At 74.0% G+C, this 26,886-nt stretch carries 29 protein-coding genes; 17 read left to right on the top strand and 12 right to left on the bottom strand.

Going from position 1 to position 26,886, the window contains the following annotated elements; all coding sequences use genetic code 11:
* Positions 1-2 precede the first annotated feature (2 nt).
* Together HPC71_RS08620 and HPC71_RS21070 are read right to left on the bottom strand one after the other, a co-directional pair.
* Positions 3-605 carry a thymidine kinase gene (locus HPC71_RS08620; protein ID WP_230084369.1) on the bottom strand — a complete coding sequence of 201 codons (603 nt, stop codon included), beginning with the start codon at positions 603-605 and terminating at the stop codon, positions 3-5.
* Positions 497-1,912 (bottom strand): TolB family protein, encoded by a 1,416-nt coding sequence (locus HPC71_RS21070; RefSeq protein ID WP_230084357.1) that lies wholly within the window; start codon positions 1,910-1,912, stop codon positions 497-499. Before HPC71_RS21070 ends, HPC71_RS08620 begins: the two co-directional genes overlap by 109 nt.
* Before the next feature lie 65 nt (positions 1,913-1,977).
* Here HPC71_RS21070 and HPC71_RS08625 point away from each other — a divergent pair, with 65 nt between their 5' ends.
* Positions 1,978-2,802, top strand: coding sequence for a sulfurtransferase (locus HPC71_RS08625; protein ID WP_171896566.1), 825 nt, complete (start codon positions 1,978-1,980; stop codon positions 2,800-2,802).
* A gap of 27 nt (positions 2,803-2,829) precedes the next feature.
* Here HPC71_RS08625 and sepH read toward each other — a convergent pair whose 3' ends face one another.
* Positions 2,830-3,852, bottom strand: a complete 1,023-nt coding sequence (sepH, locus tag HPC71_RS08630) for a septation protein SepH (protein ID WP_154615192.1) — start codon at positions 3,850-3,852, stop codon at positions 2,830-2,832.
* Positions 3,853-3,940: 88 nt separating this feature from the next.
* Here sepH and HPC71_RS08635 point away from each other — a divergent pair, with 88 nt between their 5' ends.
* The 5 genes from HPC71_RS08635 to HPC71_RS08655 all read left to right on the top strand — a co-directional run bounded on the left by HPC71_RS08635 (position 3,941) and on the right by HPC71_RS08655 (position 7,712).
* A complete protein-coding gene (locus tag HPC71_RS08635) occupies positions 3,941-4,558 on the top strand; it encodes a trimeric intracellular cation channel family protein (protein ID WP_171896567.1) in 618 nt (205 codons plus the stop codon).
* Between the two features lie 162 nt (positions 4,559-4,720).
* Positions 4,721-5,719, top strand: coding sequence for an ATP-binding cassette domain-containing protein (locus HPC71_RS08640; RefSeq protein WP_154615193.1), 999 nt, complete (start codon positions 4,721-4,723; stop codon positions 5,717-5,719).
* The gene (locus tag HPC71_RS08645) at positions 5,716-6,585 is read left to right on the top strand and encodes an ABC transporter permease (protein WP_154615194.1); all 870 of its coding nucleotides are present in this window, start codon (positions 5,716-5,718) and stop codon (positions 6,583-6,585) included. Before HPC71_RS08640 ends, HPC71_RS08645 begins: the two co-directional genes overlap by 4 nt.
* A gap of 12 nt (positions 6,586-6,597) precedes the next feature.
* Positions 6,598-7,311: a VOC family protein gene (locus HPC71_RS08650; protein WP_154615195.1), complete on the top strand. Its 714-nt coding sequence runs from the start codon at positions 6,598-6,600 to the stop codon at positions 7,309-7,311.
* Positions 7,272-7,712 carry an ASCH domain-containing protein gene (locus HPC71_RS08655; RefSeq protein ID WP_216656577.1) on the top strand — a complete coding sequence of 147 codons (441 nt, stop codon included), beginning with the start codon at positions 7,272-7,274 and terminating at the stop codon, positions 7,710-7,712. The genes HPC71_RS08650 and HPC71_RS08655 overlap by 40 nt, the downstream gene beginning before the upstream one ends.
* A 30-nt stretch (positions 7,713-7,742) precedes the next feature.
* Here HPC71_RS08655 and HPC71_RS08660 read toward each other — a convergent pair whose 3' ends face one another.
* Complete coding sequence (locus tag HPC71_RS08660) at positions 7,743-8,006, bottom strand: hypothetical protein (protein WP_154615196.1); 264 nt, start codon at positions 8,004-8,006, stop codon at positions 7,743-7,745.
* Positions 8,007-8,832: 826 nt separating this feature from the next.
* On the opposite strand from HPC71_RS08660, the gene HPC71_RS08665 reads away from it, so the two are divergent.
* Positions 8,833-9,183 carry an Imm8 family immunity protein gene (locus HPC71_RS08665; protein ID WP_154615197.1) on the top strand — a complete coding sequence of 117 codons (351 nt, stop codon included), beginning with the start codon at positions 8,833-8,835 and terminating at the stop codon, positions 9,181-9,183.
* 200 nt (positions 9,184-9,383) lie between these two features.
* On the opposite strand, the gene HPC71_RS08670 is transcribed toward HPC71_RS08665, so the two are convergent.
* The 3 genes from HPC71_RS08670 to HPC71_RS08680 all read right to left on the bottom strand — a co-directional run bounded on the left by HPC71_RS08670 (position 9,384) and on the right by HPC71_RS08680 (position 13,382).
* On the bottom strand, positions 9,384-10,553 hold the full coding sequence (locus tag HPC71_RS08670; protein WP_171896568.1) for an HNH endonuclease signature motif containing protein: 1,170 nt from the start codon (positions 10,551-10,553) through the stop codon (positions 9,384-9,386).
* A 255-nt stretch (positions 10,554-10,808) separates the two neighbouring features.
* Positions 10,809-12,110 carry a D-arabinono-1,4-lactone oxidase gene (locus tag HPC71_RS08675; protein WP_171896569.1) on the bottom strand — a complete coding sequence of 434 codons (1,302 nt, stop codon included), beginning with the start codon at positions 12,108-12,110 and terminating at the stop codon, positions 10,809-10,811.
* 90 nt (positions 12,111-12,200) lie between these two features.
* On the bottom strand, positions 12,201-13,382 hold the full coding sequence (locus HPC71_RS08680) for an MFS transporter (RefSeq protein ID WP_154615199.1): 1,182 nt from the start codon (positions 13,380-13,382) through the stop codon (positions 12,201-12,203).
* 76 nt (positions 13,383-13,458) lie between these two features.
* Between HPC71_RS08680 and HPC71_RS08685 the strand changes: the two genes are divergently transcribed.
* The 3 genes from HPC71_RS08685 to HPC71_RS08695 all read left to right on the top strand — a co-directional run bounded on the left by HPC71_RS08685 (position 13,459) and on the right by HPC71_RS08695 (position 15,836).
* Complete coding sequence (locus HPC71_RS08685; protein WP_154611874.1) at positions 13,459-14,592, top strand: ferrochelatase; 1,134 nt, start codon at positions 13,459-13,461, stop codon at positions 14,590-14,592.
* A complete protein-coding gene (locus HPC71_RS08690) occupies positions 14,589-15,428 on the top strand; it encodes an inositol monophosphatase family protein (protein ID WP_171896570.1) in 840 nt (279 codons plus the stop codon). Before HPC71_RS08685 ends, HPC71_RS08690 begins: the two co-directional genes overlap by 4 nt.
* A gap of 117 nt (positions 15,429-15,545) precedes the next feature.
* On the top strand, positions 15,546-15,836 hold the full coding sequence (locus HPC71_RS08695) for a DUF4193 domain-containing protein (protein ID WP_154611873.1): 291 nt from the start codon (positions 15,546-15,548) through the stop codon (positions 15,834-15,836).
* A 130-nt stretch (positions 15,837-15,966) separates the two neighbouring features.
* On the opposite strand, the gene HPC71_RS08700 is transcribed toward HPC71_RS08695, so the two are convergent.
* Complete coding sequence (locus HPC71_RS08700; RefSeq protein WP_154611872.1) at positions 15,967-16,263, bottom strand: DUF4235 domain-containing protein; 297 nt, start codon at positions 16,261-16,263, stop codon at positions 15,967-15,969.
* Between the two features lie 20 nt (positions 16,264-16,283).
* Positions 16,284-16,775 (bottom strand): DUF3093 domain-containing protein, encoded by a 492-nt coding sequence (locus tag HPC71_RS08705; RefSeq protein ID WP_171896571.1) that lies wholly within the window; start codon positions 16,773-16,775, stop codon positions 16,284-16,286.
* 50 nt (positions 16,776-16,825) lie between these two features.
* Between HPC71_RS08705 and dut the strand changes: the two genes are divergently transcribed.
* The 4 genes from dut to HPC71_RS08725 are packed head-to-tail and all read left to right on the top strand — an operon-like array spanning position 16,826 to position 19,013.
* Positions 16,826-17,290: a dUTP diphosphatase gene (gene dut / locus HPC71_RS08710; RefSeq protein WP_171896572.1), complete on the top strand. Its 465-nt coding sequence runs from the start codon at positions 16,826-16,828 to the stop codon at positions 17,288-17,290.
* A 33-nt stretch (positions 17,291-17,323) separates the two neighbouring features.
* A complete protein-coding gene (locus HPC71_RS08715) occupies positions 17,324-17,962 on the top strand; it encodes a DUF3710 domain-containing protein (protein WP_171896573.1) in 639 nt (212 codons plus the stop codon).
* Positions 17,959-18,312, top strand: coding sequence for an OB-fold nucleic acid binding domain-containing protein (locus tag HPC71_RS08720; protein WP_171896574.1), 354 nt, complete (start codon positions 17,959-17,961; stop codon positions 18,310-18,312). Before HPC71_RS08715 ends, HPC71_RS08720 begins: the two co-directional genes overlap by 4 nt.
* Positions 18,309-19,013: a DUF3159 domain-containing protein gene (locus HPC71_RS08725; RefSeq protein ID WP_253943959.1), complete on the top strand. Its 705-nt coding sequence runs from the start codon at positions 18,309-18,311 to the stop codon at positions 19,011-19,013. The genes HPC71_RS08720 and HPC71_RS08725 overlap by 4 nt, the downstream gene beginning before the upstream one ends.
* Positions 19,014-19,382: 369 nt before the next feature.
* On the opposite strand, the gene HPC71_RS08730 is transcribed toward HPC71_RS08725, so the two are convergent.
* Positions 19,383-21,287 (bottom strand): exonuclease/endonuclease/phosphatase family protein, encoded by a 1,905-nt coding sequence (locus HPC71_RS08730; protein ID WP_154614567.1) that lies wholly within the window; start codon positions 21,285-21,287, stop codon positions 19,383-19,385.
* A 162-nt stretch (positions 21,288-21,449) separates the two neighbouring features.
* On the opposite strand from HPC71_RS08730, the gene HPC71_RS08735 reads away from it, so the two are divergent.
* Positions 21,450-22,184 carry a DUF1275 family protein gene (locus HPC71_RS08735; RefSeq protein WP_154614566.1) on the top strand — a complete coding sequence of 245 codons (735 nt, stop codon included), beginning with the start codon at positions 21,450-21,452 and terminating at the stop codon, positions 22,182-22,184.
* A gap of 19 nt (positions 22,185-22,203) precedes the next feature.
* Here HPC71_RS08735 and HPC71_RS08740 read toward each other — a convergent pair whose 3' ends face one another.
* A complete protein-coding gene (locus tag HPC71_RS08740; RefSeq protein ID WP_154611868.1) occupies positions 22,204-22,875 on the bottom strand; it encodes a potassium channel family protein in 672 nt (223 codons plus the stop codon).
* Positions 22,876-22,881: 6 nt separating this feature from the next.
* Positions 22,882-23,544, bottom strand: coding sequence for a potassium channel family protein (locus HPC71_RS08745; protein WP_171896575.1), 663 nt, complete (start codon positions 23,542-23,544; stop codon positions 22,882-22,884).
* A gap of 79 nt (positions 23,545-23,623) precedes the next feature.
* Between HPC71_RS08745 and HPC71_RS08750 the strand changes: the two genes are divergently transcribed.
* Both HPC71_RS08750 and HPC71_RS08755 read left to right on the top strand, forming a co-directional pair.
* On the top strand, positions 23,624-25,669 hold the full coding sequence (locus HPC71_RS08750; protein ID WP_253943960.1) for an APC family permease: 2,046 nt from the start codon (positions 23,624-23,626) through the stop codon (positions 25,667-25,669).
* Positions 25,666-26,871, top strand: a complete 1,206-nt coding sequence (locus HPC71_RS08755; protein WP_154614564.1) for a class I SAM-dependent RNA methyltransferase — start codon at positions 25,666-25,668, stop codon at positions 26,869-26,871. The genes HPC71_RS08750 and HPC71_RS08755 overlap by 4 nt, the downstream gene beginning before the upstream one ends.
* Positions 26,872-26,886: the final 15 nt, after the last annotated feature.

The following is a 26,886-nucleotide window of genomic DNA, read 5'->3' on the forward strand; positions in this document are numbered from 1 at the left end:
GGTCAGCCGAACGGCAGCGGCTCGGGGGCGAGCGAGACGGCCTTGGCGCGGGCGGCGGTGAGCCGGCGGCGGTGGTGCTGGCGGCAGAGCACCTCGTAGGCGACGTCGGCGGGCACGGTCCCGGCGTCGTCGACGTCGCCGACGAGGATGACGTCGCCCTCGACGACCATGACGCCGTTCTCGGTCCGCGCGTTGTGGGTGGCGCGCTTGCCGCACCAGCACAGCGCCTCGACCTGGAGGACGTTCATCCGGTCCGCGAGCTCGACGAGGCGCTGGGAGCCCTCGAAGAGGGCGGTGCGGAAGTCGGTGAGGATGCCGAAGGCGAAGACGTCGATCTGGAGCTCGTCGACGAGCTTGGCGAGCTGGTCGACCTGGTCGCGGGTGTAGAACTGCGCCTCGTCGCAGACCAGGTAGTCGATCCGCCCGCCCCGGGTGAGCGAGTCGACCACGTAGCGCCAGAAGTCGAAGTCCCGCCCGACCTCGAGCGCCTCGTGGGTCAGCCCGAGCCGGCTGGAGATGCGGGCCTCGCCGGCCCGGTCGTGGGCGGTGAAGATCCGGCCCGACCGGCCGCGTGCGGCGTGGTTGTGGTTGGTCTGGAGCGCCAGGGTCGACTTGCCGGAGTCCATCGTCCCGGTGAAGAAGTGCAGTTCCGCCACCGGCGGATTCTGTCATGGCGGGTGACCCGGGTGGTGCCCCAGGCGGCCAGGGCGCCGATGACCCCGGCGAGCGCGGCCCGCCACGGCCACGGCCAGGGCCCGCGGTCGGCGCCGGGGGCGCTGCGGATCTCGAGTCCGGGGAGCGCGTCCTGGGCCAGCTGCCACGTCGCCACCCCGAAGGAGTCGAGGTCCCCGAGCTCGGTGAGCGTGCGCGGCTCGCCCCCGTCGAGCGGGACGACCCCGAGCCAGACGGAGTCGTCCTCACCGACCTCGCGGTCCTCGTCGTCGCCTGCGCTCGCGGCACCCGCCGGGCCCGGCACGAACGCGACCACCTTGTCGGGACCCGTCCACCCCAGCACGAGGGTGGAGCCGGGCACCGCGGGCGCGACGGTCACCGGGTCGCCGACAAGGGCGCCGGTGCGGGGGTCCAGGAAGGACACCGCCGGCGTGCTGCCCCCGCCGCGGAGGACCGCCAGGAGCCGACCGTTGGGGGACCACGCCGCCGGCCCCGGCAGCGCCGCGCGGCTGATCGTCCGGGTGCTCCCGTCGCGGGTGTCGACCACGGCCAGACCCCCACCGGAGGCCCGGGTGTGCTGGACGGCGAGCCGGGACCCGGTCGGGTCGAACGCCGCCCGCACCACGTCCTCGGCGCCGGGCACGGGGGTGGCCCGGCCGGTGGCGAGGTCGAGCACGAGGAGGTCGCCGCCCTGGCCGGGCCTGCTGTAGGGGTTCGTCGGGCCGCTCACGAGATAGGCGATGAGCCGGCTGTCCGCCGACCACGCCAGCGGGCGGATGCTCCCGCCCGCGGGCAGGGGTCGGTACGTCGTCCCGCCGGTCCCCAGGTCGACCACGGCGAGGTCCGGGGCGTCCGGGTCGTCGGCGCGGTGGTCGCCGACCGCCACCATGCGGCCGTCGGGAGAGAGCAGCATGGGTGCCGGGTCGCCCTGGGTCTCGCCGCCCGCGCGATCCTCGGCCTCGCCGACGCGCCGGTAGGAGTCCCCGCGCCAGCCCATGACGACCGCCTGGGGCCAGTCCATGAACTCGACGCCGTACCCGTGCTGGAGCAGGGCGACCGCCCGCCCGGGCGCGGAGTCCGACACGTCCCCGGTCAGCCACGAGTAGCCCGCCAGCCGGTCGGGCAGCGCGGCCGGTCCCGCGACACCCGGGGCGCCCCCGGCGGGGAGCGGGCTGACCAGGAACGCCAGCACGGCGGCGACCGTCCCGGCCGCGAGGGGCCACCCGCCGCGCGCTCGCATGCAGCGACGGTAGGCGCGTTCGCCGCCGGCCGCCAGGGGGCTGCTCGGGCGGGCAGGATGGGGTCGTGACCTCACCCCTGACCACGACCGACGAGCTGCGCGAAGCACTGGCCGGCGACGCCGCGCCGACGGTGCTGGACGTGCGCTACCGGCTCGGCGGGCCGCCGGGTCGCGCGGAGTTCGAGCGCGGCCACGTGCCGGGCAGCGCGTACGTCGACCTCGACCGCGACCTCGCGGCGCCGCCCGGCCCGCGGGGGCGCCACCCGCTGCCGCCGGTCGAGGTCTTCGAGGCCGCGATGCGCCGCGCGGGGGTCCGCGGCGACCGGCCGGTGGTGGTCCTCGACGACTGGGCCGGGCACGCCGCGGCGCGGGCGTGGTGGCTGCTGCGCTTCCACGGCCACCCCGACGTGCGGGTGCTCGATGGGGCCTGGCCGGCCTGGCTCGCGGCCGGCGGGCCGGTGGAGACCGGGCCGACGACGCCGCCGGCGGGGGACTTCACCGCGCGGCCGGGCTCGATGCCGGTGGTCGACGTCGACCGGGTCCTCGACGTGGGGGTGCTGGTCGACGCCCGGGCCGCGGAGCGCTACCGCGGCGAGACCGAGCCGATCGACCCGGTCGCCGGGCACGTCCCCGGCGCGGTGAACGTGCCCACGAGCAGCAACCTGGGGCCCGACGGACGCTTCCGCGAGGCCGACGAGCTGCGCGCGGTCTACGCGGCCGTCGGGGCCACGCCGGACGCCGACGTGGCGGCGTACTGCGGGTCGGGGGTGACCGCCGCGCACGACGTGCTGGCGATGGAGGTCGCCGGCGTGCGGGCCGCGCTGTGGCCGGGCAGCTGGAGCGAGTGGGTCGCCGACCCCAGCCGGCCGGTCGCTACCGGACAGGACTGACCGCGGCCGGCCGCGCCGCGCGGCGGCTCAGTCCTGCTTGCCGCCGCCGAACATGATCTCGTCCCAGCTGGGGACCGACGCGCGGCCGCGGCTCTTGCGGACCGGGCGGCGCGGCGGGGGCTGCTCGGCGGGCGCGGGCTCGTCGCCGGCCTGGTCGCTCGCCTGGTCGCTCGCCTGGTCCCCGGCCGCGTTGCCCGCGTCGTCGCGGACGGCCGGCTGCTCGGTGGTGAGAGCCTCGTCGGCGGCGTCGTCGAGGGCCACCGCGTCGGCGGCCTGCTCGCCGAGGTCGTGCTCGCGGGCGGCGACGGCCGGCTCGGCCGGCGGCTCGGTGTCGAGGAAGGCGTCGACCGGCTCGTCGTGGACCAGCGAGATGGCGTCGTCGCCGAGCGGGAGCTCCTGGTCGACGGGGTCGACGGTGGTCAGCCGGCGCTGGCGGACCTGCTGGAGGTCGTCGCGGGCGGGGGCCGGCTCGGGCAGCACCTCGCCCACCAGCCACCGGGCGTCGTCGTTGTCGAGCAGCACGAAGTTGCCGGGCAGGTCGAAGGTCAGCTCGGCGATCCCGCTCCGCTTCGGGGTCTCGTACGCCGCCACGAGGCTCCAGCGGCCGTCGTCGCGACGCCAGGAGTCCCACTCCACGACCCGCTCGGGGTCGGCGTGCAGCGAGCGCAGGTGCGCCTCGACGGCCTCGCCCAGGGTGCGGGCGGTGCCGGCGGTCTCGCCGGACCGGCGGCGTACCGACGAGCGCTGGGCGCGGTCGGCGACGTGCCGGCGCTCGTCGAGCACGGGGCCCGCGAACGCCATGATCCGGTCCACCGTGGTCCCCGCGGCTGCGGCGACGTCCTCGGCAGACTCCCCGGAGCGGATCCGGGCCTGGATGTCGCGGGGCCGCAGGGTGCTCTCCATCTGCTTCTCCAAACGTCTCGGCGGGTGCTCGCGCAGGGCGCTCCGGAGGCGCATGTCGATGTCGAGCTCGTGCTCGGCACCGGTGTCGTCGGTCAGCAGCAGGCGCTTCCCGTCCTCGCTCACTCCGGTGAGCTCGAGGTGCGCCATGGATGTCTGGTCCTTGCCCGGTCGTTCCTGCAGGTCGTGGGGCCAGAGCCTACGCCAGACCGATCGCTAGGACGGGTAGCCTCCGAGCGTGCCGACGCTCGTCGCCCTCGAACTGGCCGGGATCTTCGTCTTCGCGATCTCCGGTGGGCTGGTCGCGGTGCGCAAGGACCTCGACGTCTTCGGCGTGATCCTGCTCGCCGGCACCACCGGCCTGGGCGGCGGCTTCGTCCGCGACCTGCTCATCGGCGCGACCCCGCCGGAGACCCTCACCGACTGGCGCTACCTGTTCGTGCCGGTCGCGGCCGGCCTGCTGACCTTCGGCTACCACCCGGCGCTGGGGCGCATGGAGCGCACCATCAACGTCTTCGACGCCTTCGGTCTCGCGCTGTTCTGCGTCGCCGGGGCGCTCAAGGCCCTCGACTACGGCCTGGGCCCGATCCCGGCGGCGCTGCTCGGGATGACGACCGGGATCGGCGGCGGGATCCTGCGCGACCTGCTGGCCGGGCGGGTCCCGGTGGTCTTCCGCGGCGAGCTGTACGCCACCCCGGCGCTGGCCGGCGCCTTCGTCGCGGTGATGGGCACCGAGCTTGACGCCCCGCAGAGCCTGGTCACGTTCGCCGGCGCCATGGTCTGCCTGGTGTGGCGGCTGCTCGCGATCTTCCGGGGATGGCAGGCCCCGCGGCCCACCGGCTCCGCGAGCGTCTGAGCCCCGGCCGGGCGCTCCGTCGACGGGGCCGTGCGCCGGTCCACCACCGGTCCTTCACGGGGCCCGCCGATGAGTCCCAGGGCCGGTCCGGGTCGGACGGACCATGCGAACCCGACGAGACCCCCGTGACCACTGTCGGTGCGAGGTGGCACCGTGACCGGCATGACAGCGGACCTGGCCATCGAGACCCACGGTCTCGTCAAGACCTTCGGCGAGACCCGCGCCGTCGACGGCGTCGACCTGGCGGTTCCCGCCGGCGGCGTGTACGGCGTGCTCGGGCCCAACGGCGCCGGCAAGACCACCACGATCCGGATGCTCGCCACGCTCCTGCCACCCGACGGCGGCACGGCCCGCGTCCTGGGGCACGACGTCGTGCGCGAGGCCAACGAGGTCCGCTCGAAGGTGGCGCTCACCGGCCAGTTCGCCTCGCTGGACGAGGACCTCTCCGGCACGGAGAACCTCGTGCTCATCGCCCGGCTCCAGGGCTACTCCCGTGCGGCCGCCAAGGCCCGCGCCGCGGAGCTGCTGGCGGCCTTCGACCTGACCGAGGCGGCGCGCAAGCAGGTCAAGGCCTACTCCGGGGGCATGCGGCGGCGCCTCGACATCGCCGGGTCGATCGTGGTCCGGCCCGACCTGATGTTCCTCGACGAGCCGACCACCGGGCTCGACCCGCGCAGCCGCAACCAGGTCTGGGAGATCGTCCGCGCCCTCGTGCGGGCGGGCACGACGGTGCTGCTGACCACGCAGTACCTCGAGGAGGCCGACCAGCTCGCCGACCGGATCGCGGTCATCGACCACGGCCGGGTGATCGCCGAGGGCACCAGCGGCGAGCTCAAGGCCTCGGTCGGCTCGGGCGCACTGAAGGTCCGCATCGCCGACCCGGGCGACCGGCCCGCGCTGGCGACGCTGCTCGCCGAGGCGCTCGCCGCCGAGGCGGTCCTCGACTCCGACCCCGCCTCGCTGTCCTTCCGGGTCGGCGACCCGACCCGGGTGGCCGGCGCGCTGCACCGCGCCGGCGAGCACGGCCTGCGGGTCACCGAGTACTCCCTGGGCCAGCCCAGCCTCGACGAGGTCTTCCTGGCCCTCACCGGCCGTCCCGCCGACGACGGCGCCGACCCGAATCCCGACCACGAGCCCACCGCAGAGGAGGTCCCGGCATGACCACCACGACCCGGGCCGAGCCCACCCCCCGCGAGCCCACCCGCGATGCAGTGCCCTCGCTCGACGCGTCCGTCATCGCCGCCGTCGGCGGGGCCGAGCGCCCCCCGCACGCCGGTCCGGTCTCGGCCTCGCTCACCTACGGGTGGCGGGCGCTGCTGAAGATCAAGCACGTCCCCGAGCAGCTCTTCGACGTGACCATGTTCCCGATCATGTTCACGCTGATGTTCACCTACGTCTTCGGCGGGGCCATGGCCGGATCGCCGGGGGAGTACCTCCAGTACGCCCTGCCCGGCATCCTCACCCAGACGGTCATCTTCATCACGATGTACACCGCGATGACGATCAACACCGACATCGAGAAGGGCGTCTTCGACCGGTTCCGCTCGCTCCCGGTGTGGCGCCCGGCGCTGCTGGTCGGGGCGCTGCTCGGCGACGCGCTGCGCTACGTCCTCGCCTCGGCCGTCGTGCTCACCGTCGGCGTGGCGATCGGCTACCGCGCCCCCGGCGGCTTCCTCGGCGTGGTCGCGGCCGTCGCGCTGCTGGTGCTCTTCTGCGTCTCGCTGACCTGGCTGTGGCTGATCGTCGGGCTCAAGGTCCGCACACCGAACGCGGTCATGGGCATCTCGATGATGGTGCTCTTCCCGCTCACCTTCGTCTCCTCGGTCTTCGCGCCGCCGGAGACGATGCCGGGCTGGCTGCAGTCCTTCGTCGACGTCAACCCGGTCACCCTGCTCGTCGAGGCCGCCCGCGGCCTGATGAACGACGCCGCCGACGGTGGCGACATCCTGCTCGTCGTGGTGCTGTCGGTGGCGATCACCGCCGTCTTCGCCCCGATCGCGCTGCGCCTGTACAACCGGAAGACCTAGAGGAGCACCGGCATGGACCTGCTGACCAACGCCGAGATCGCCGCGGCCGGGCTCGCGGACTGGCGCAAGCTCGGCCAGGCGCTGCACGGCCGGTACGCCGTCACCGACCTCGCCGCCGGGGGCCGGCTGCTCGCGGCGGTGGCCGACGCGGCCGAGGAGGTCGGGGCGGTCGGTCCCGCCGCGCCCCGGGTCACCGCCCACGGCGGCCACGTCGACCTGCGCCTGGTCAGCCCGGACGCGGTCCACCGCGACGCCGCGGGCGTCGAGCACGTCGTGGAGTGGGTGACCCAGCGCGACGTCGACCTCGCCCGCCGGATCACCGAGCTCGCCGGCGAGCAGGGAGCGGTCCCCGAGCCGGGGTCGGTCACCACGATCGAGCTCGCCCTCGACACGGCCCGCTCCGCGCTGCTCGCCCCGGTCTGGGCAGCGCTCCTCACCGGCTCGCCGCAGGGCGCGGGGGCGGGCGGCGGCGACGTCTGGGACGCGACCGGCCAGGTGCCGCTGCTGTGGTTCCAGGACACCGAGCCCCACGAGCCGCCGCGGCAGCGGTTCCACGTCGACGTGTGGGTGGCGCCCGAGGTCGCCGAGGAGCGGATCGCCGCGGCGGTGGCCGCCGGCGGGATCGTCGTGGACGACAGCCAGGCGCCGGCGTACACCGTGGTCGCGGACGTCGACGGCAACAAGGCGTGCGTGTGCACCTCCTCGCCCGCGCGGGACGCGTGGTGACCTGGCCGCGGGTCGGCGGGCTCCGCGCGCTGGAGCTGGGGACGCCCGGGGCGCTGCGCGCCGAGCTGAACCGTCTCGTCCTGGCCGGGGACAAGCAGGCGACGGCGGGGCTGCTGAGCGAGTACGACGAGGAGGGCGAGGAGCTCGAGCACGTCGGCGAGCGGCTCGCGCTGGTCGACGACGACGGCGCGCACGTCGGCACGGTCGAGGTGACCGGGGTGGAGGTGACGCCGTTCGACGGCGTCCCGTGGTCCTTCGCGCAGGCCGAGGGCGAGGGCGACGCCGACCTGGCGGACTGGCGGGCCGGGCACCGGCGCTACTGGGAGCGGGTCGGCACCCCGGTCGAGGACCAGACCCCCATCGTGTGCCTCCGGTTCCGGCTGGTGGGCCCGCCGGCGTGACCCGCGGGCGCGTGGGTCGAGGGCGGCGGTTCAGCGGCTCAGGACGGCCGCGGGAGGCTCCGCGGCCCAGGTGACCTCGCGATGGGCGCCGATGCGTCGCACGTAGGAGTCGATGATGTCGGCGTACGGCATCGCGCGGGTGTGGCCTCGGTAGGGCTGGGCGCCGTGCTCGCGCCAGGCGGCCAGGACGTGGCGGGCGTGTGCGGTCAGGTCGGGGATGCCGGTGAGGAGGGCGTGTGCGACGAGTCGCATGATGGCGGCCGCGGTCTCCTCCAGCAGCAGGAGCGCCCGCACGGGGACCTCGACGACGACGACGACGGTGTGGTCGCCGGGCTCGGCCCGGGTGAGGGCCGCTCGCGCGTAGTCCTCGGCCTCGGGGTCGGCGGGGAACGGGGCACCGGCTTGAATCTGGAGGATTCTCAGTCCGCCGTCCGCGCGCCTCTTTCTGGCCGGAATGCGCTGATGATGGGCAGGACGACAGGTGGTCGAACGGCCGTCAGGAGGTCGAGTGCACCGCTGCGAATCCGTGCTGCCTGTTTGAGCAAGGGCGCCAGGGCTCGGGGACCTCACTGAGCGACCGGTATTCCCGAAAGCGCCCCCAAAAGTGACCTCGCTGCCGAACGGGACAGTCCCCTCCTGCGGGAAGTGAACGGCTGCGCCGTCGGCGGTGACGTAAGACCCGGCGGGCGCAACGAGCGCGTACGTCTCGTCGGCATCCTCGACCGAAGGGAAGTCCTTGAACCGGATCCCGACGCAGCGTTGGCGCGTGACGACGAGTTCGCCGCCGATGACGGCTCCAGCGCTAAAGCGCGGTCTCGTTTCGTGTATGAGGAGGATCGGCTTCGGACCAGCGTGGGCGGGTGTGTCGAGCGCGGGCGTAGTCGCCTGTGTCTCGCCTGCGGAGCAGGCTGAAGTCGCTGCTGCCAATCCGAGAACCACCCCGGGAAGCACCCGCCGCCACCGCATGCCGCATTGTCCTGCCTGGTTGCGAGGCGTGGCGATGCGGCGGCGAGTCGATACCAACCTGCAATCGTCCAACGGGTCCTTGCGGGTAGGGGCTCACTCGGCCCTTGCAGCGCGGATCGCGGCAGATCCGGGCGGTCACTGAAACGATGGCGCGATGCACGCCGCCTTGCGCTCGTTCACCATGAGCCCGGACCCGCGATCGCTCCCCATCGAGCCTGCCGACTTTGCCGTCGACGTTCGCTTCATCGCCGGTCCTGCCGACGGGTCCGGCGAGGAGTCCTTCGACCTGACGGTCTGCACCCCTGAGTGGCTCGCGCGGCAGGCTGGCAGCGGCTTCTATCCCGGCCGCCACCATCTCGTCGTCAACTTCGAATTATTCTCCGTGAGCGCCTTGCAGACCTGGATCGAATCCAAGGTGAGCGCGGTCTCCGGCGACACCTGGGCCGAGGTGGGCGAGCGACTCGGCCGGTGGGCGTATTGGGAGTTCGAGGACTACACGCACTGAGCCGGGGCGTCCGCTCATCGGCATGAGCGGTCGACTCACTCGGCCCGGATTGAGCCGACCGGCCCGTCGAGCGTCGCGGATGCGCAGTCGTCCCGCGGGGCGTCGGTGCAGGTCGTCGATCGGCACCACTGGGCTCGTGATGGGCTGGGGTCGGCTGCTGTGGTCGAGGAATGCGGCTTCGGTGGATCTGCTCGGTCGGTCTATGTCCTTCGGTGGAAGGCGACCCGCCCGCCGGGCAGGTGGGTGGTCTCGTAGGCGGGGTCGTGGATCCGGGTGTGGTGCCGGGGGCAGAGGTTCCGGGCGTTGGCCAGGTCGGTCGTCCCGCCGCTGGACCAGGGCTGGTCGTGGTGGGCGTGGCAGAGATGGGCCGGCCAGTCGCACCCCTCGGCGGTGCAGGTCGGCTGGGTCAGGTTCAGCCCCCGCCGCTGAGCACCGGAGAACAGCCGCGTCCTCCGACCGAGGTCGAGCAGCTCGGACCTCGAGCCCAGCACGGCCGGGATCAGTCCGGCCTCGCACGCCAGCCGCCGGGCGGTGGCGGCGGAGATGACCCCGCCGTCGTCGAGCACCCCGGGCGCCAGCCCGTCCATGAGCGAGTCGACGTCGATGGTCACGACGACGGTGGCGTTGAGCCCGCCGAGCTTGGGGAGCTGGTCGGTGGGGAGGCGTTCGAGGAGCTCGCAGAACGCATCGCCCATCCGCTCCGGCGAGGGGCGTCGCTCGACCTGCTCGGCTGCCTCGGCGTCGGGGTCCTTGGTGGTGGCCTGGTGCTTCGGCGCGGCGAACGCGAGCAGCATCTTGTGCAGCATCGCGCCGTGCAGCTCGGGAATGGAGAACTTCCCGCGCACCGATCCCTTGCCGTCGGGGCACATCGTCAGCCACGCATTCGCCCGAGCCTCCCGCTCCTCCCGCTCCAAGGCCCGGGCATCCCGGGCCTCCCCGATCTCGGGCGCGACCACGGTCAGGACATGCTTGGCGAGCACCGCGAGCGTCTTCGGGTCGAGGTGCTGCGCCTCGGAAAGGAGGTGTTGCTCGGCCCGCGCCGGGACCGTCGGATCCTCCAGGTCCTCGGGCAGCCGGTCGACACACGTGGTGATGACGCGGGCGTGGTCGACGCTGATCGCACCCTCGACCAGCGCAGCCGAGGTCGGCTCGTGCCGCTCCAGGGACTCCGCCAGCCGCGCCCGGCCCTTCGCCACCCGACGCTCCTGCCTGGTGCGGTGCGCCCACCACGAAGCGGTGTCGGTCGCGCCGGCCCGCTCACCGGCATGCCGCCGGTCGGCCTCCGCGACCAGCCGCAGCTCCAACGCCTCGGCCTGCGCACGCAGCCGCGACACCTCCACCAGGGTCGCTTCGACGTCCTCGTCGGACATCGACCACAGCTCCGCGGTCGCCGCTGCACGGGTCTTCTTCCGGGACTTTGCGACAGCCCGGCACACGGTGTGTGCGTGGTGTCGCGAGTCCTTGGCCATGGGTCTACTCAAGCACTCGCCACCGACAGTCAGGGCGCTGTTTCCCCAGGTCAGACCGCATATCGAGACGAGATCTCGACAAGTTTCAGAGCCGTCCCCGCAACCCCTCGGCACGATGCGGGAACCCGCTCCGCGCGCCGCCGGCTGAGCTCGGGCTCAGTCGCCCAGCACGCGCCGCAGGTAGGTGTTGGCGAAGACCCGGTCGGGGTCGAGCCGCTCGCGCAGGGCCAGGAAGTCCCCGAAGCGGGGGTAGACGGCCGCGAGGTCGGCGGCCGCCATCGTGTGCACCTTGCCCCAGTGCGGCCGCCCGCCGGCGGCGCGGAGCACCGGCTCGACGAGCGCGAAGTAGCGGCGGTGGTCGGCGTCGCGGTGGGTGTGGAAGGCCAGGTAGCACGAGTCCCGGCCGGACGCCGTCGACAGCGGCACGTCGTCGGCCGGCGTCGAGCGGACCTCGACGGGGAAGCTCACTGTCACGTCGGAGGCGTCGATGACGCGGCGGCACTCGCGCAGCACCTCGAGCCCGACCTCGCGCGGGACGGCGTACTCCATCTCCCGGAAGACGACGTGGCGCGGCGAGGTGAAGACCCGGTGCGCGACGTCGCTGTAGGTCCGTGCGCCGAGTGCGCGGGCGCTGACCTGGTTCATCCGCGGGATCACGCCCGGCGCGCGGTTGGCGGCGGCGCTGAGCACCCCGAAGACGGAGTTGGACAAGAAGTCGTCGTCGAGCCAGGAGCGCCACCGCGGCAGCGGCTCGGCCTCGGAGACGTCGGCGGCGAGCCGGTCGTTGCGCTTGACCAGCGTCCGGTCGGTGTGGGGGAACCAGTAGAGGTCGACGTGGTGGCTGCTCGCCGTCATCTCGTCGTACGTCGCCAGCGCGGCGTCCCACGCCATCGGCTCCTCGCGGGCCTCCAGCAGGAACAGCGGCTCGACCCGGAAGGTCAGCGTGGTCAGCACCCCGAGCGCGCCGAGACCGACCCGGGCGAGCTCGAGGACCTCGGGGTTCTCCTCCGCCGTCGCCCGGAGCACCTCGCCGGTGCCGGTGACCAGCTCCAGGCCGGCCAGCTGGGCGGCCAGCCCACCCGCGAGCCCGCCGGTGCCGTGCGTGCCGGTCGAGACCGCGCCGGCGATCGTCTGCTCGGCGATGTCGCCCATGTTGTGCAGGCTCAGGCCGAGCCGCTCGAGCCCCTCGTTGAGGTCCTGGAGCCGGGTGCCGGCCAGCGCGGTCACGGTCAGCGCCGCGCGGTCGACCGCCACGATCCCGGCCATCGCCGAGGGGACCAGCATCGTCTCCTCCGGCGCGGCGATCGCGGTGAAGGAGTGGCCGGTGCCGACCATCTTCACCGTGCTGCGGCGCTGCCGCGCGCGCTCGACCTCGGCCGCGATCGCGGCCGCGTCGGCGGGCCGCACCACCCGGCTCGGACGTGCCTGCTCCAGCCCCGACCAGTTGCTCCACTCCACGGCGGCAACCTATCCGGCGGGCCACGGCGAGGTGCGGGGATCGCCGGGCGCGGGTCAGTCGTCGGCTCAGTCGTCGGCTCAGTCGCCGGGTCAGTCGCCGCGGGGGAGCAGCTGCGCGGCGAGGGCCGCGACCACCCCGGCGCCGAGGCTGACCAGGTAGGCGGCCGAGGCGCCCTGGTGGTCGACGACGAAGCCGCTGATCGTCGCGCCGGGCGCGACCCCGGCGACCAGGCCGGTCTGCATGATCGCCATCCCCTCGGTCAGCCGGCTGCCCGGCACGACCCGCTCGGTCAGCGACATGGTCGCCACCAGCGTCGGGGCGATCGCCAGGCCGCCGGCGAGCAGGACCACGCCCATCAGCCACACGGTGTCGACGAAGTAGAGCGGGGCCATTGCACAGGCCATCGCGAAGGCGCCCCAGCGCACCCGGACCGCCGGCCCGCGCTTCCAGGCGACGGCGCCGGTGACGAAGCCGGCGACCAGGCTGCCGAGCGCCCACACGGCCAGCAGCCCGCCGGCGTACGCCTCGTTGCCCTGCTCGTCGGCGAAGGCCACGGTGGTCACCTCGGCGGCCCCGAAGAGCACGCCGAGCGCGGCGCTGCCGACCGCCAGCGGCGCCACCGTGCGCCACGGCATCGGCGGGCGGGCGCCGGTGGAGTGGTCGTGGCGGTGCGGGGGCGGCTCGGTGGCGCGCTGGGCGGCGAAGGCCAGGCTGCCGCTGACGCCCGCGACGATCGCCACGGCCAGGCCGGCGACGGGGTCCACGGTCGTCGCGAGCAGCGTCACGAGGATCGGGCCGATGATGAAGACCGTCTCGTCGGCGACCGCCTCCAGGGCGTACGCCGTCTGCTTGTCCGCCGGCGCCTCGAGCACGTAGGACCAGCGGGTCCGCACGCACGAGCCGATCTGGGGCAGCGAGCCGCCGGCGAAGGCCGCCGCGGCGTAGGTCGCGCCGATCGGCCAGCCCGCCTCCACCGAGGTGACCAGCACGACCATGGCGATGCCGAAGACGACGCTGGCGGTGGCCAGCACCCGGCCCTGGCCGAGCGCGTCGAGCAGGCGGCCCTGGACGATGGCGAGCAGGGCGTTGGCGACCATGTACGCCGCCGAGACCGCGCCGGCCACGCCGTAGGAGCCGGTGGAGGACTCCACCAGCAGCACGATGCCCAGGCCGGCCATCGAGATCGGGAGCCGGGCGACCAGTCCGGTGGCGCTGAAGAGGGCGGCGCCGGGGTTCTTGAGGATGCGGCGATAGGCGGCGACAGCGGTCATGGCCGGGCCAATCTAGGTCCGCGCCGAGGCGCCCACCAATCGCGGGGGCGTTGGCCGCGCTCCCTACGATGAGCCCATGTCCAGCCCCGCTCCGAACGTCGACCCGGCGCCGTACGACGCCCTCCTGCTCGTGTCCTTCGGCGGCCCCGAGGGGCCCGACGACGTGGTGCCGTTCCTGGAGAACGTCACCCGCGGCCGGGGCATCCCGCGCGAGCGTCTCGAGCAGGTCGGCGAGCACTACTACCTCTTCGGCGGCAAGTCCCCGATCAACGACCAGAACCGCGCGTTCCTGAAGGAGCTGCGGGCCGACCTCGCCGAGGCGGGCGTCGACCTCCCGGTTTACTGGGGCAACCGCAACTGGGACCCCTACCTGACCGAGACCCTGGCGCAGATGGCCGCCGACGGGGTGCGCCGGGCGGCGTGCTTCATGACCAGCGCCTACTCCTCGTGGTCGAGCTGCCGGCAGTACCGCGAGAACCTCTTCGCCGCCGTCGAGGGCCTCCCCGAGGGCGCGACGGCCCCGAAGCTGGACAAGCTGCGCCACTACTTCAACCACCCCGGGTTCGTGGAGCCGGTCGTCGACGCGACCCTGGCCGCGCTGGCCGACCTGCCCGACGACGTACGCGACGGCGCCCACCTGGTCTTCGTCACCCACTCGATCCCCACCCAGATGAACGACCTGTCCGGCCCGCCGGACCAGGGTGGCGGCGCCTACGTCCGCCAGCACCTCGACGTCGCCGAGGTCATCGCCGACCGGGTGCGCACCGAGACCGAGCGGGCGCACCCGCACGAGCTCGTCTACTGCTCGCGCTCCGGCGCGCCGCACGTGCCGTGGCTCGAGCCCGACGTCAACGACCACCTCGCGGCGCTCAAGGAGCAGGGCGTCCCGGCGGTCGTGATGGTCCCCGTCGGCTTCGTCTCCGACCACATGGAGGTCATCTACGACCTCGACACCGAGGCGATGGCGACCGCGGAGGAGCTCGGCCTCCCGGCCCGGCGCGCCGCGACCGCCGGCACCGACCCGCGCTTCGTCCGCGCGGTCCGCGACCTGCTGCTCGAGCGGGCCGCGGTCGAGCGCGGCGAGGAGGTCGCCCGCGCCGCGGTCGGCTCCATCGGCCCGATGTGGGACCGCTGCCCGGTCGGCTGCTGCGCCAACCCGCGCGGCGCCGTCCCGACGCTGACCGGCGAGCGCGAGCCGATCGACCAGTGAGCGCTGCGGCGGACCCGCCGTCGGGGGAGCAGCTGCGCGACGTCGCGCTGGAGGCGGCCCGCGCGGCGGTCGAGGTGGTGCGCGAGCACGCCGCGCGCGGCGTGGGCGTGGCGGCGACCAAGACCAGCGAGGTCGACGTGGTCACCGAGGCCGACCGGGCCAGCGAGACGCTGGTCCGGGCGATGCTGCGCGAGCGGCGCCCCGACGACGCCGTCCTGGGCGAGGAGGGCGACGACGTACCCGGCACCAGCGGGGTGCGCTGGATCGTCGACCCCATCGACGGCACCGTGAACTTCCTCTACGGCATCCCGCAGTACGCCGTCTCGGTCGCCGCCGAGGTCACCCGCCCCGACGGCACCGCGGAGGTCGTGGCGGGCGTCGTGGTCAACGCCGCGACCGGCACCGAGTACGTCGCCCACGTCGCCGCCGACGGCACGGCCACCGCGACCCGCGACGGGGCGCCGATCCGGGTCGCGCCCCCGACGCCGCTGGGCCGGCGGCTCGTCGCGACCGGGTTCTCCTACGACGCCGGGCTGCGCGAGCTCCAGGCCCGGGCCCTGGTGCGGCTGCTGCCGCGCGTGCGCGACGTACGCCGCCTGGGGGCCTGCTCGCTGGACCTGTGCCACGTCGCGGAGGGCCTCGTCGACGCCTACGTCGAGGAGGGCATCCACCTGTGGGACCACGCCGCGGGCGGGCTGGTCGCGCGGGCCGCGGGCGCCCGCACGGAGCTGCTGACCGGCGTCGGTGGACGCGACCTGATGGTCGCGGCGCCCGCCCACGGGTTCGACGAGTTTCGCGCCGCGGTGGTCGCGTCGGGTTACGCAGCCCTGGAATAGGGCACCTGACCCTGATGTTTCCGCCCTGCCCACCCTCCCGGTGTGGGCATCCACCCGCCGATGGTGCACAATCTGGCGCCGTTGGTGGCATTCGAGCCCGAGGGGAGTGAGCGACGCATGGCGACGGACTACGACGCACCGCGCAAGAACGAGGAAGAGCAGTCCGAGGAGTCCATCGAGGAGCTCAAGGCACGTCGCCACGACAAGAACTCCGGGAAGGTCGACGAGGACGAGGCGGAGGCGGCTGAGTCCTTCGAGCTGCCCGGCGCGGACCTCTCGCACGAGGAGCTCGCCGTCGAGGTGAAGCCCAAGCAGGACGACGAGTTCACCTGCATGAGCTGCTTCCTGGTCCACCACCGCAGCCAGCTGGCCGACGAGAAGAAGATGATCTGCCGCGACTGCGTGTGACACCTGAGCGCAAGAGGCCCGCGACCATCCGGTCGCGGGCCTTTCGCTTTTTGCCCGGTGTGGTCCACCGGTGTGGTCCACCGGTGTGGTCCGACCCCGCCGTGGCGGGGGCGGACGGGTCGGGCGGGGGTCAGCCCTGCTGGTTGTCCTTGCGCAGCTCCGGGGGAAGGTGGCCGGTCGAGCGCGCGTAGTACGACGCAGCCCGGCGCTGGGCGAGCATGCGCGCCAGCCCGACGGCGACACCGCTGGCGATGGCCCAGGCGACCGCCTCGCGCAGCTCGACGTCGGGGTCGGCCGGGTTCTCCGGCGGCTGCCTGCCGGTCGCGAGCTGCCAGGCCTTGTCCAGGCCCTTCTTGGCCAGCGCCGCGGCGCCGAGGGCGGAGACGAGGGAGAAAGCCGACCACACCTTGGAGGAGTCTGATGCCATGGCGGGACAGTACCCAGCCCTCAGGCGGGCATGTCGCCGGCACCGGCCCGCGCGGCGGTGATCGCGGCGGTGAGCCGGTCGGGGTGCCGGGTGCAGATCAGCCAGTACGGCGCCGGGTCGGCCGGGTCGGTGATCTCCACGCGCACGGCCCGCTTCAGGTAGGGCCGCAGCAGCAGGTAGGCCCGGGCGTCGGCCTCGGGGCCGGCGACCCGCTTGGTCTCCTCCGCGTCGAGGGCGCGGGCCTCGCCGAGGTGCTCGACGCCGATCCGCGCGCGGCCGGCGCGCAGCTCGCCGTCGGCCACGACCACCGGCGCGGCGCCGTACCCGGCCAGCAGGCCGAGGGCGATCAGGAGGAGCAGCGCGGAGACGCTCCAGGCGATCACACCGGGGATGGCGACGACCAGGGCCAGCCACAAGGAGGCCACGAACATGATCGTCTGGACCCACCAGCGAAGAGGTGCGTGGAGGCGCTCGCGGTGGTCGGCGGGCGGGGTCTGGACGGGCGTTGACACGTGTCCCAGCCTCCCACCTGGTCGTCCGACCGCTGCTCTAGGGTCCCGTTGTGCCCGACTCCCGAAGTGACCTGGACGTCCACGTGGTGCGGCTCGACCCGGACCTCCCGCTGCCCGCTTACGCCCACCCCGGCGACGCCGGCGCCGACCTGGTGACCACCGTCGACGTGGTGCTGGCGCCGGGGGAGCGGGCGCTGGTGCCGACCGGCATCGCGATCGCGCTGCCCCAGGGGTACGTCGCGCTGGTCCACCCCCGCTCCGGGCTCGCCGCCCGGCACGGGGTGTCGATCGTCAACGCGCCCGGGACCGTCGACGCGGGCTACCGCGGCGAGGTGAAGGTGCTCCTGGTCAACCTCGACCCCGCCGAGCCGGTCGAGCTGCGCCGCGGAGACCGGATCGCCCAGCTGGTCGTGCAGCGCGTGGAGACCGCGCGGTTCGTGGAGGTCGACGTCCTGCCTTCTTCCGCACGCGGGACCGGAGGCTACGGTTCTACCGGGGGGTTCGGTCGTGCCTGACCGCCCCCGACCAGCCAGGTGAGGGAGAAGTCCGTGAAGTTCCGCCGCAAGTCCGCCGACCCCACCTCCGCGGGCGGGTCGACCGGCGCGGACGCGCACGCCGACGAGGCCGCGGGGGCCGAGGTCCCCACCGGCCCCTACGACTCCTCCGAGCTCCCGCCCGGTGACGGCGAGCGCGTCGACCTGGGCTCGCTGCTCATCGCCGCCGCGCCCGGCCGCGAGCTGCGCCTGCAGGTCGACGAGCGCACCGGCGAGGTGCAGGCGGTGCTGCTCACCGGCTCCGACGGCGCCCTGGAGCTGCGCGCCTTCGCCGCCCCGCGCAACGGCGACCTCTGGAGCGAGCTGCGCCCGCGCATCGTGGCCGAGATGGCCCAGCGCGGCGGTACCGCGACCGAGCGGCCGGGCCGCTTCGGCACCGAGCTGATCTGCGACCTCCCGGTCACCCTCGCGGACGGCCAGGCCGCGACCCAGCCCTCGCGGATCATCGGCATCGACGGCCCGCGCTGGCTGCTGCGCGCCACGCTGCTCGGCCGCCCCGCGGTCGACCCCGAGGCCGGCCGGGAGTGGGAGGACGTCATCACCACCGTCGCGGTCCACCGCGGCACGGGCGCCGTCCCGCCGGGCGACCCGCTGCCGGTGACGATGCCGGAGAGCGCGAGGCGACTGGGGTGAGCCGGCTGCGTCGTACCCTGAGCCGCTGGGCGGACAGCGGCGACCAGCACGCGCGCGACATGCGCCGGACGTACGCCGCCGACGACTGCGCGACCATCGCCTCCGCGCCCGAGCGCGAGCGGGTCCACCTGCGCGGCACGCTGCGCACCGTGACCCTGCGCCCCCGCGGCGGGGTGCCCGCCCTGGAGGCCGAGCTCTTCGACGGCTCCGGCGTGATCACCGTCGTGTGGCTGGGCCGTCGCCAGATCGCCGGGATCGTCCCGGGCCGCTCGGTCGACGTCCGGGGCCGCATCGGCACCCACGACGGCGTCCGGACCATCTACAACCCCCGCTACGAGCTCCTGCCGTGACCACCGAGCAGGAGCACCCCGCCACCGTCGAGACCGTCGAGTCGGTCGTCCGCACCCAGCTCGCCAAGGCCCTCGGCGGCCGCCGCGGGATGATCGAGGCCGCGGTGCCGACGATCCTGTTCACCGCGCTGTGGCTGACCACCCGCGAGCTCGTGCTCGCGCTCACCATCAGCGTCGCCGCCGCGACCGCGATGCTCGTGGTCCGGATCGTGCAGCGCTCGACGGTCCAGTTCGCGCTCAACGCGCTCTTCGGCATCGGCATCGGGTGGCTCTTCGTCCGGATCGCCGCCAGCCGCGGCGGGAGCGAGGACGACCAGGCGCTGGCCTACTTCCTGCCCGGGATCCTCTACAACGGCGGCTACACCGTCGTGCTCGCGCTGACCTGCCTGATCGGCTGGCCGCTGGTCGGCTTCATGGTCGGCAGCGTCACCGGTGACCCCACCGCCTGGCACGAGGACCGCCAGATCGTCCGGCTCTGCACCACCCTGACCTGGCTGCTCGTGCTGCCCTGCCTCCTGCGCGTGCTCGTCCAGGCCCCGCTGTGGTTCGCCGGTCACGGCGGCGCGATCGACGTCGACACCGTCGTCGCGATCCTCGGCGTGCTCAAGGTCGCCCTCGGCTGGCCGCTCCAGCTGGCCGCCCTCGGCGCGATGGCCTGGGTGCTCGGCCGGAACAAGACCCCGGTCACCCCCGCCGCCTGACCGCTTTCGTGGGGCCCGGGTCGGCTCGTTCTCGTTCTCGTGCTCGTTCTCCGGGTCGTCCGGCGGGATAGTCCGACACAGGCGCGCCCTTGTGCGGGGGTCCAAGGGCGCAGGTGTGGCGGACTACCCCGGCACCCGCCGAGTCGGCAGTTCTCGCGCGCCGAGTCGGCACTTGTGGCGCGCCGAGAATGCAGTTCCGGAGCCGTCCTGCCAGAAGTGCCGACTCGACCGGCCAGACGTGCCGACTCGACCGGCCGGAAGTGCCGACTCGACCGGCCGGAAGTGCCGACTCGACCGGCCGGAAGTGCCGACTCGACCGGCCAGAAGTGCCGACTCGGCGGGGTCGGCCGCGGCGGGGTGGGGCGGGCGTCAGGCGGGCGGGGCGAGCCGGGTGAACGCGTCGAGGTAGGCGGTGACGACGCCGGGGTCGGCCACCTCGAGGGCGAGGCCGGTGCTGGTGAGGCCGCGGTCGGTCCACGGCGGGCCGCCGACCCACGCGCGCTCGGTGGCGCCGGAGACGGTGAGGGTGGTCTGGGCGACCTTGGCCTGAGTGACCCGGACACCGCCGGCGGTCAGGCGCGAGCGGACGCCGCTCAGGACGCCGGGCCCGACCACGACGGCCACGTCGCAGCCGGCGCGGCGCAGCTCGGCGAGCCGGTCGGCCAGGAGCCGGCCGCGGGCGCCCGCCCAGGAGCGGACGACCGCGCGGACGGCGGTGGGGCCGGTGGCGCACCCGACGGTGGCGAGGGCGTCGAGCACGGGGTCGACGGCGCCGGCGGCGACCGGGTACGACACGGCCGGCACGAGGACCGGCACGGGGGCCGGGTCGGTGCCCGGGTCGGTCGGCAGCCCGGGCAGGGCCGCGGCGGCGACGAGCCGGTCGAGGACGGCGCCGTACGCGTCGTACGTCGCGGGGTCGGTGGAGATGAACCCGGTCGTCCAGGACTTGGTGCTCGACGGGACCGCGGCGGCGCTGGCGACGACGGCGAGGTCGGTGGGGCGGGAGACGCGGTCGACGAGCAGGGCCTCGACCTCGTGGCGACCGCCGTCGAGGCAGTCCGCCCCGCACGCCAGGGCGTACGACGCCGCGCCGGCGTCGGTGCCGAGCGCGGCCTGGAGGCGGGTGAGCGCGGGGGTGACCGCGCCGGCGACGACCCGCGTCCCGACACCCTCGGCGGCCGCGGCGAGCAGCGCCTGCTCGAGCACGGCGTCGTCGAGGCGGGCCGTCGCGAGCCGGACGACCTCGCCGGGCTCGGCGTTGCGGACCGCGCGGACCTGGCGGTCGCGGACGGCGGTCCGGTCGGCCGGGTCGGCGGTGGGGTCGTTGAAGACCGGCCCGTCGGCGAGCAGCTGCTGGGGCTGGTAGGTGACGACGACGGCGTCGTGGTCGGAGTTGAACCCGCGGACCACGCGGCGGTCGGTGGCGACCAGCCCGCCGGCGTCGCGGACGCTGAGGGTGTAGTCGAGCAGCGACCTGGTGCCGCGGGAGCCGATCAGCGGCATGTCGAAGCTGACCAGGTCGCCGAAGGCGCTGGTCGGCAGCCCGGCGTTGCGGCGGTTGCGGTCGGCGAGGTAGTTGACGTTGAGGTCGCCGGCGGCGAAGACGTGCTCGGTCATCCCGAAGAGCCGCTCGATCTCCCCGCGCATCAGCTGGAGGTGCTTGCGCAGCCGGGGGATCCGGCGCATGTCGGTCAGGCGGGCGTCGTGGGAGGCGCGGGCGATCGTGTGGGCGTTGACGATGCCGTAGACCTCGCCGGTCGCGATCTCGCGCAGCCGCACGGAGTTGATGTAGCGGGCCGGGGTCACGCCCTTCTCGGCCGGGTGGACCTTGATGGTGCGGCCCTCGAGGAGCCGGAAGCGGGAGCGGTCCCAGATGATCGGGATGGCGCCGCCGCCGGTGGTGGGCATGTACCAGCCCCAGTCCTCGGCGGTGAGCAGGCTGATCAGGTTGCGCCGGTCGACGGCGTCGGAGAACTCCTGGAGCCCGCCGGCGTCACCGAGCGGGAGCACCTTGCGGACGTCGGCCATCGCCTTGGCGGGGGAGAGGCAGTAGCAGACGTTGAGCGTGAACGCTCGGAAGGGCTGGGCGGCCGGGACGCTCGGCACGTTCACCGCGGTCCGGGCGACGGGTGCCGAGGAGGACGCTGAGGGCTCGGCTCCGGCGGGCGCCGCCAGGGTCGCCCCGAGGGCCGCGGCGGCGAGCCCGGCGACCACCGACCGGGCCAGCGACGAATACCGTCGCCCGCTGCGTCGTACCGGCACCGGGAAAGCCATCGATCCGCCTCCTGCCGGGCGCCCGTGCCCGGCCTTCGGGCGGGCGGGTACGCCCGATCACACCGATCACACCAGCCACACGAGTCACACCACAAGCGGTCTGCGACAACTACAGCGCTGTAGTTATCCCGGGGGCCCGCCGAACCGACGGAGGAGCCCGCCATGCCGAGCACCGCACGCGAGCGCTGGCGGGCCGTGCCCGCCTCGCGGATGCACCTGTGGCTGATGCTGGTGCTCACCTTCACCACCGGCATCAACGACGCGGTCGGCTACCTCGGGCTGGACCGCGTCTTCACCGGCAACATGACCGGCAACGTCGTCATCCTCGGCATGGCCCTCGCCGGCGGGACCGGCCTGCCGGTGCTCGGGCCGGTGCTCGCCCTGCTGGGGTTCATGGCCGGCGCGGCGCTGGCCGGCCGGCTGCTCGCCGTCGAGAGCGACGACCCGTGGCGACCACGGACCACCGGGCTGCTCGCCTCGGTCGCCGCCGTGATGTTCGCCCTCGCGGCCGCGGTGACGGTGGTGGGGGACCAGCCCCGCCCCTCGGTCATGGTCACCACCACGACCCTGGCCGCGGCCGCGATGGGGGCGCAGGCGGCCGTGGCGCGCCAGCTCGGGGTCCGCGACGTGACCACGGTGGTCGTCACCAGCACGATCACCGGGCTGGCGGCCGACTCCCGCCTCGGCGCCGGCCGGTCCGGGGGCACGGCGCGCCGGGTGCTCGCCATCGGGCTCATCCTGCTCGGCGCGACAGCGGGGGCGGCGAGCCTCCGGCTGCACCTCGGCGTCGGCTTCGCGCTGGCCGGCGTGCTGATCGCCGCGGTCGCCGTCGCCGGTGAGCGTTACGCCCGCCACGGGCGCGCCGCCCGCGCCGCCCGCGCCGCCGCGAGCGGCTGACGACGTACCCCTCCTGGAGTCAGCCGCCGTGCGTGGAGGGGGCGAGCAGCCGCTCCAGGGCGTCCTCGCCCTCGGCCGGCACCACGAAGAGCAGCTCGTCGCCGGACTCCACCGGCTGCTCGGCGTCGGGCACGTAGACCTGGCCGTCGCGCAGGATCGTCACCAGCGCGCAGTTCTCCGGCAGCGGGATCAGGCCGCTGGGCTTGCCGACGTACGGCGAGTCCGACGGCAGCGTCATCTCGACGAGGTTGGCGTTGCCCTGGCGGAAGGTGAACAGCCGCACCAGGTCGCCGACCGTGACCGCCTCCTCGACCAGCGCGGACATGATCCGCGGGGTCGAGACGTTGACGTCGACGCCCCAGGCCTCGGTGAAGAGCCACTCGTTGTTGGGGTGGTTGACCCGGGCGACCGTGCGGGGCACGCCGAACTCGGTCTTGGCCAGCAGCGAGGTCACCAGGTTGACCTTGTCGTCGCCGGTGGCGGCGATGACGACGTCGCAGCGGTTCAGCCGGGCCTCCTCGAGGGAGGAGAGCTCGCAGGAGTCGGCGAGGAGCCACTCGGCGTCCGGGACCCGCTCGGGGCGGATCGAGTCGGGGTTCTTGTCGATGAGGAGGATCTCGTGCCCGTTGTGGATGAGCTCCCGGGCGATGGAGCGGCCGACGGCCCCGGCTCCGGCGATGGCGACGCGCATGGCGGCTCAGTCCTCCTGGGGGCCGCGCTTGACGACCTTCATGGCGTGCTCGGCGTTCTCCTCGCGGACGACGAGATGGATCAGGTCGCCCTCCTGGATGACGGTCTCCCGCGTGGGGAGCATCCCCTCGCCGAGCCGGTCGATCCACGCGATCCGGGAGCCGGTCTGCTCCTGGAAGTGGATCGTGCGCTGGCCGACCCACACCGCGGGGACCGGGACGTGGTCGACGCGGATGGTGCCCGAGGGGTCGCGGAAGTCGGGCTCGGCGCCGGCGGGCAGCAGCCGGCGGAGCACCTGGTCGGCGGTCCACTTCACCGTGGCGACGGTCGTGATGCCCAGCCGCTGGTAGACCTCGGCGCGGCCCGGGTCGTAGATGCGGGCCACGACCTGCTGGATGCCGAAGGTCTCGCGGGCCACACGCGCGGCGATGATGTTGGAGTTGTCGCCGGAGGAGACGGCCGCGAAGGCGTCGGCGCGGCGGATGCCGGCCTTCTCCAGGACCTCCTGGTCGAAGCCGACGCCGGCGATCTTGTCGCCGTTGAACCCCGGCCCCAGGCGCCGGAACGCGTCCGGCTCGGTGTCGATGACCGCCACCGTGTGGTTGCGGTCCTCGAGGCTGCGGGCGAGGGTCGAGCCGACCCGGCCACAGCCCATGATCACGACGTGCACGAGGGAACCGTATACGCGCCCGGGCCATGATCGCCCGAGAAGCCGCCGCGCGGGGTGCTGGGGAGTAGCGTTCCCGCCCGTGGGTGTCGGGGACGTCTCCAAGCGGATCCTGCTGGGACGCAAGCTGAGGAGCTCCCAGCTCGGGGAGACGCTGCTGCCGAAGCGGATCGCGCTGCCGGTGTTCGCCAGCGACGCCTTGTCGTCGGTGGCCTACGCCCCTGACGAGGTCTTCATCATGCTCTCCCTCGCCGGGGCGTCGGCCTACGTGTGGTCATGGAAGATCGCGCTCGCCGTCGCGCTGGTGATGGCCGTTGTCGTGGCGTCGTACCGCCAGACCGTCCACGCCTACCCCTCCGGAGGCGGCGACTACGAGGTCGCGACGGTCAACCTGGGCCGCACCGCCGGGATGACCGTCGGCAGCGCGCTGCTGGTCGACTACGTGCTGACGGTGGCGGTCTCGATCTCGGCGGGGGCGCAGTACGCCGCCGCGGCGATCCCCTCGCTGATCGGGCACCAGGCCACGGTGGCCGCCGTGGCGGTGCTGGTGCTGATGGCGATGAACCTGCGCGGGATCCGCGAGTCCGGCACGTTCTTCGCGGTGCCGACGTACGCCTTCATGGTCGCGATCCTCGGCATGTGCGTGTTCGGCATGGTCCGGCTTGCCTTCGGCGACCTCCCGGAGGTCGAGTCCGCGGGCCTGTCGATCACGCCCGAGCCCGGCCTTGAGGAGCCGCTCACCACCCTGGGCCTGCTCATCCTGCTCGCCCGTGCCTTTTCCTCCGGCTGCGCGGCGCTGACCGGCGTCGAGGCGATCTCCAACGGCGTGCCGGCCTTCCGTCGGCCCAAGAGCCAGAACGCCGCGACCACGCTGCTGCTGCTCGCCGTCATCGCGATCAGCATGATGGTCAGCGTCATCGTCCTGGCCCGCCAGATGGGCATCCGGTACGTCGACCCCAACGACCTGGACCGGCTGACCCGCGACGGGGAGCCCGTCGGCCCCGGCTACGAGCAGCACGCGGTGATCGCGCAGATCGCCCGGGCCGTCTTCCAGGAGTTCAGCCCGGCGTTCTACGTCGTGGTCACGGTCACCGGGATCATCCTGGTGCTCGCCGCCAACACGGCGTTCAACGGCTTCCCGGTGCTCGGCTCGATCCTCGCCAAGGACGGGTTCGCGCCCCGCGCGCTCGGCTCCCGCGGCGACCGGCTGGCCTACAGCAACGGCATCGTCTTCCTGGCGGTGATGGCGATCGTGCTGATCTATGCCTTCGACGCCGAGACGACCCGGCTGATCCAGCTCTACATCGTCGGTGTCTTCGTCTCCTTCAACCTCAGCCAGCTCGGGATGATCCGGCACTGGACGCGCGCGCTGCAGACCGAGCGGGACCCCGCTGCGCGCGGGCGGATGGTCCGCTCGCGGGCGATCAACGCCGTCGGCCTCTCCTTCACCGCCGTGGTCCTGGTGATCATCCTGTTCACCAAGTTCCTCGCCGGCGCCTGGATCACCATCCTGGCGATGGGCGGGTTCTTCCTGCTGATGAAGGCCATCCGCAGCCACTACGACCAGGTCGCCGAGGAGCTCGCCGCCGACGAGGAGGACAAGGTCCTCCCGACGCGGGTGCACGCGATCGTGCTGGTCTCCAAGCTGCACAAGCCGACGCTGCGGGCGCTGGCCTTCGCCAAGGCCACCCGGCCCAACGTGCTCGAGGGCGTCTACGTCGACGACGGCGCCGAGGCCACCGCGCGGCTGCTCGAGGAGTGGGACGACCGCCGCATCGACGTACCGCTCAAGGTGCTCCACTCGCCCTACCGCGAGCTCGTGCGGCCGATCGTCGAGTACGCCGGTGAGATCCGGAAGGCCAACCCGCGCGGCGTCGTCGCGGTCTACATCCCCGAGTACGTCGTCGGCCGCTGGTGGGAGCAGCTGCTCCACAACCAGACCGCGCTGCGGCTCAAGGGTCGGCTCCTCTTCAGCCCCGGCGTGATGGTCATCTCCGTGCCCTACCAGCTGCGTTCCTCCGCCATCGCCCGTGAGAGAGTTCGTCGAGAGGCCGACCGGGTCCGTCCTGGCGACTTGCGCCGCGGCCGGGTCGTCCGCCGTCCCGACGATCGACAGGTGCAGCGATGAGCCCGCGTCCCCCCCAGCGACGGGGCCGCCCGGCCCCCCGACAGCGCCAGGCGCGCGGCGCCTCGGTCGTCGGCCGCCGCTACGAGGCCGTCGTCGGCCCGGTCGCCCACGGCGGCCACTGCATCGTCCGCGTGCCGACCGACCCCACCGGCGCCTCGGAGGAGACGCGCGTCGTCTTCGCCCGGCACGGCATCCCCGGTGAGCGGGTCCTCCTCGAGCTGACCGAGGGCACCGAGGGCGACCGGTTCTGGCGCGGCGACGTCGTCGAGGTCCTCGAGGCCTCCCCGGACCGCGTCGTGCCGCCCTGCCCGTTCGCCGGCCCCGGCCGCTGTGGCGGCTGCGACTTCCAGCACGTCGACCTCGGCCGCCAGCGCGCGCTCAAGGCCGAGGTGGTCGCCGAGCAGCTGCGCCGGCTCGCGGGCCTCGACCTCCCCGTCACCGTCGAGGCCGTCGAGGGCGACCTGCCCGAGCAGCTGGCCGGGCTGCGCTGGCGCACCCGCCAGCAGTACGTCCGCCTCCCCGACGGCCGGCGCGGCCTGCGCAAGCACCGCTCCCGCGAGGTCGTCGTCGTCGACGACTGCCGCATCGCCCACCCCGACGCCCGCGAGCCGGGCCCCGGCACGGTGACCGAGCAGGTGGTCGGCCCGACCTCGACGCAGTCCTTCGAGGTCGCCGCCGACGGCTTCTGGCAGGTCCACCCGGGTGCCCCGCGGGTGCTCGTCGACACCGTGCTCGGCCTGCTGCAGCCGCAGCCCGGGGAGTCGGTCCTCGACCTGTACGCCGGCGTGGGGCTCTTCGCGCGCTTCCTCGGCGAGGCCGTGGGGGAGACCGGCCGGGTGGCCGCGATCGAGGGCGACCCGACCGCGGCCGGCCACGCCGAGACCAACTGCCCGGGGGCCGAGGTCACCGCCGGAGGCGTCGACGAGGTGCTCGCGGCGTCGTACGACGGGGCGTGGGACCTCGTCGTCCTCGACCCGCCCCGCGAGGGCGCGCGCCGTCCGATCGTCGAGCAGGTCGTGGCGCGGACCCCGCGCGCGGTGGCGTACGTCGCCTGCGACCCCGCCGCCCTGGCCCGCGACGTGGCGATCTTCGCCGAGCACGGCTACCGGCTGACCGCCCTGCGCGCCTTCGACCTCTTCCCGATGACGCACCACGTGGAATGCGTCGCGTTGCTCACGAAAAGCGCCTCTGACCTGCGGTGACGCGTTGCGCAATGG

The organism is Nocardioides marmotae (assembly GCF_013177455.1).
GTDB classification, from domain to species: domain Bacteria; phylum Actinomycetota; class Actinomycetes; order Propionibacteriales; family Nocardioidaceae; genus Nocardioides; species Nocardioides marmotae.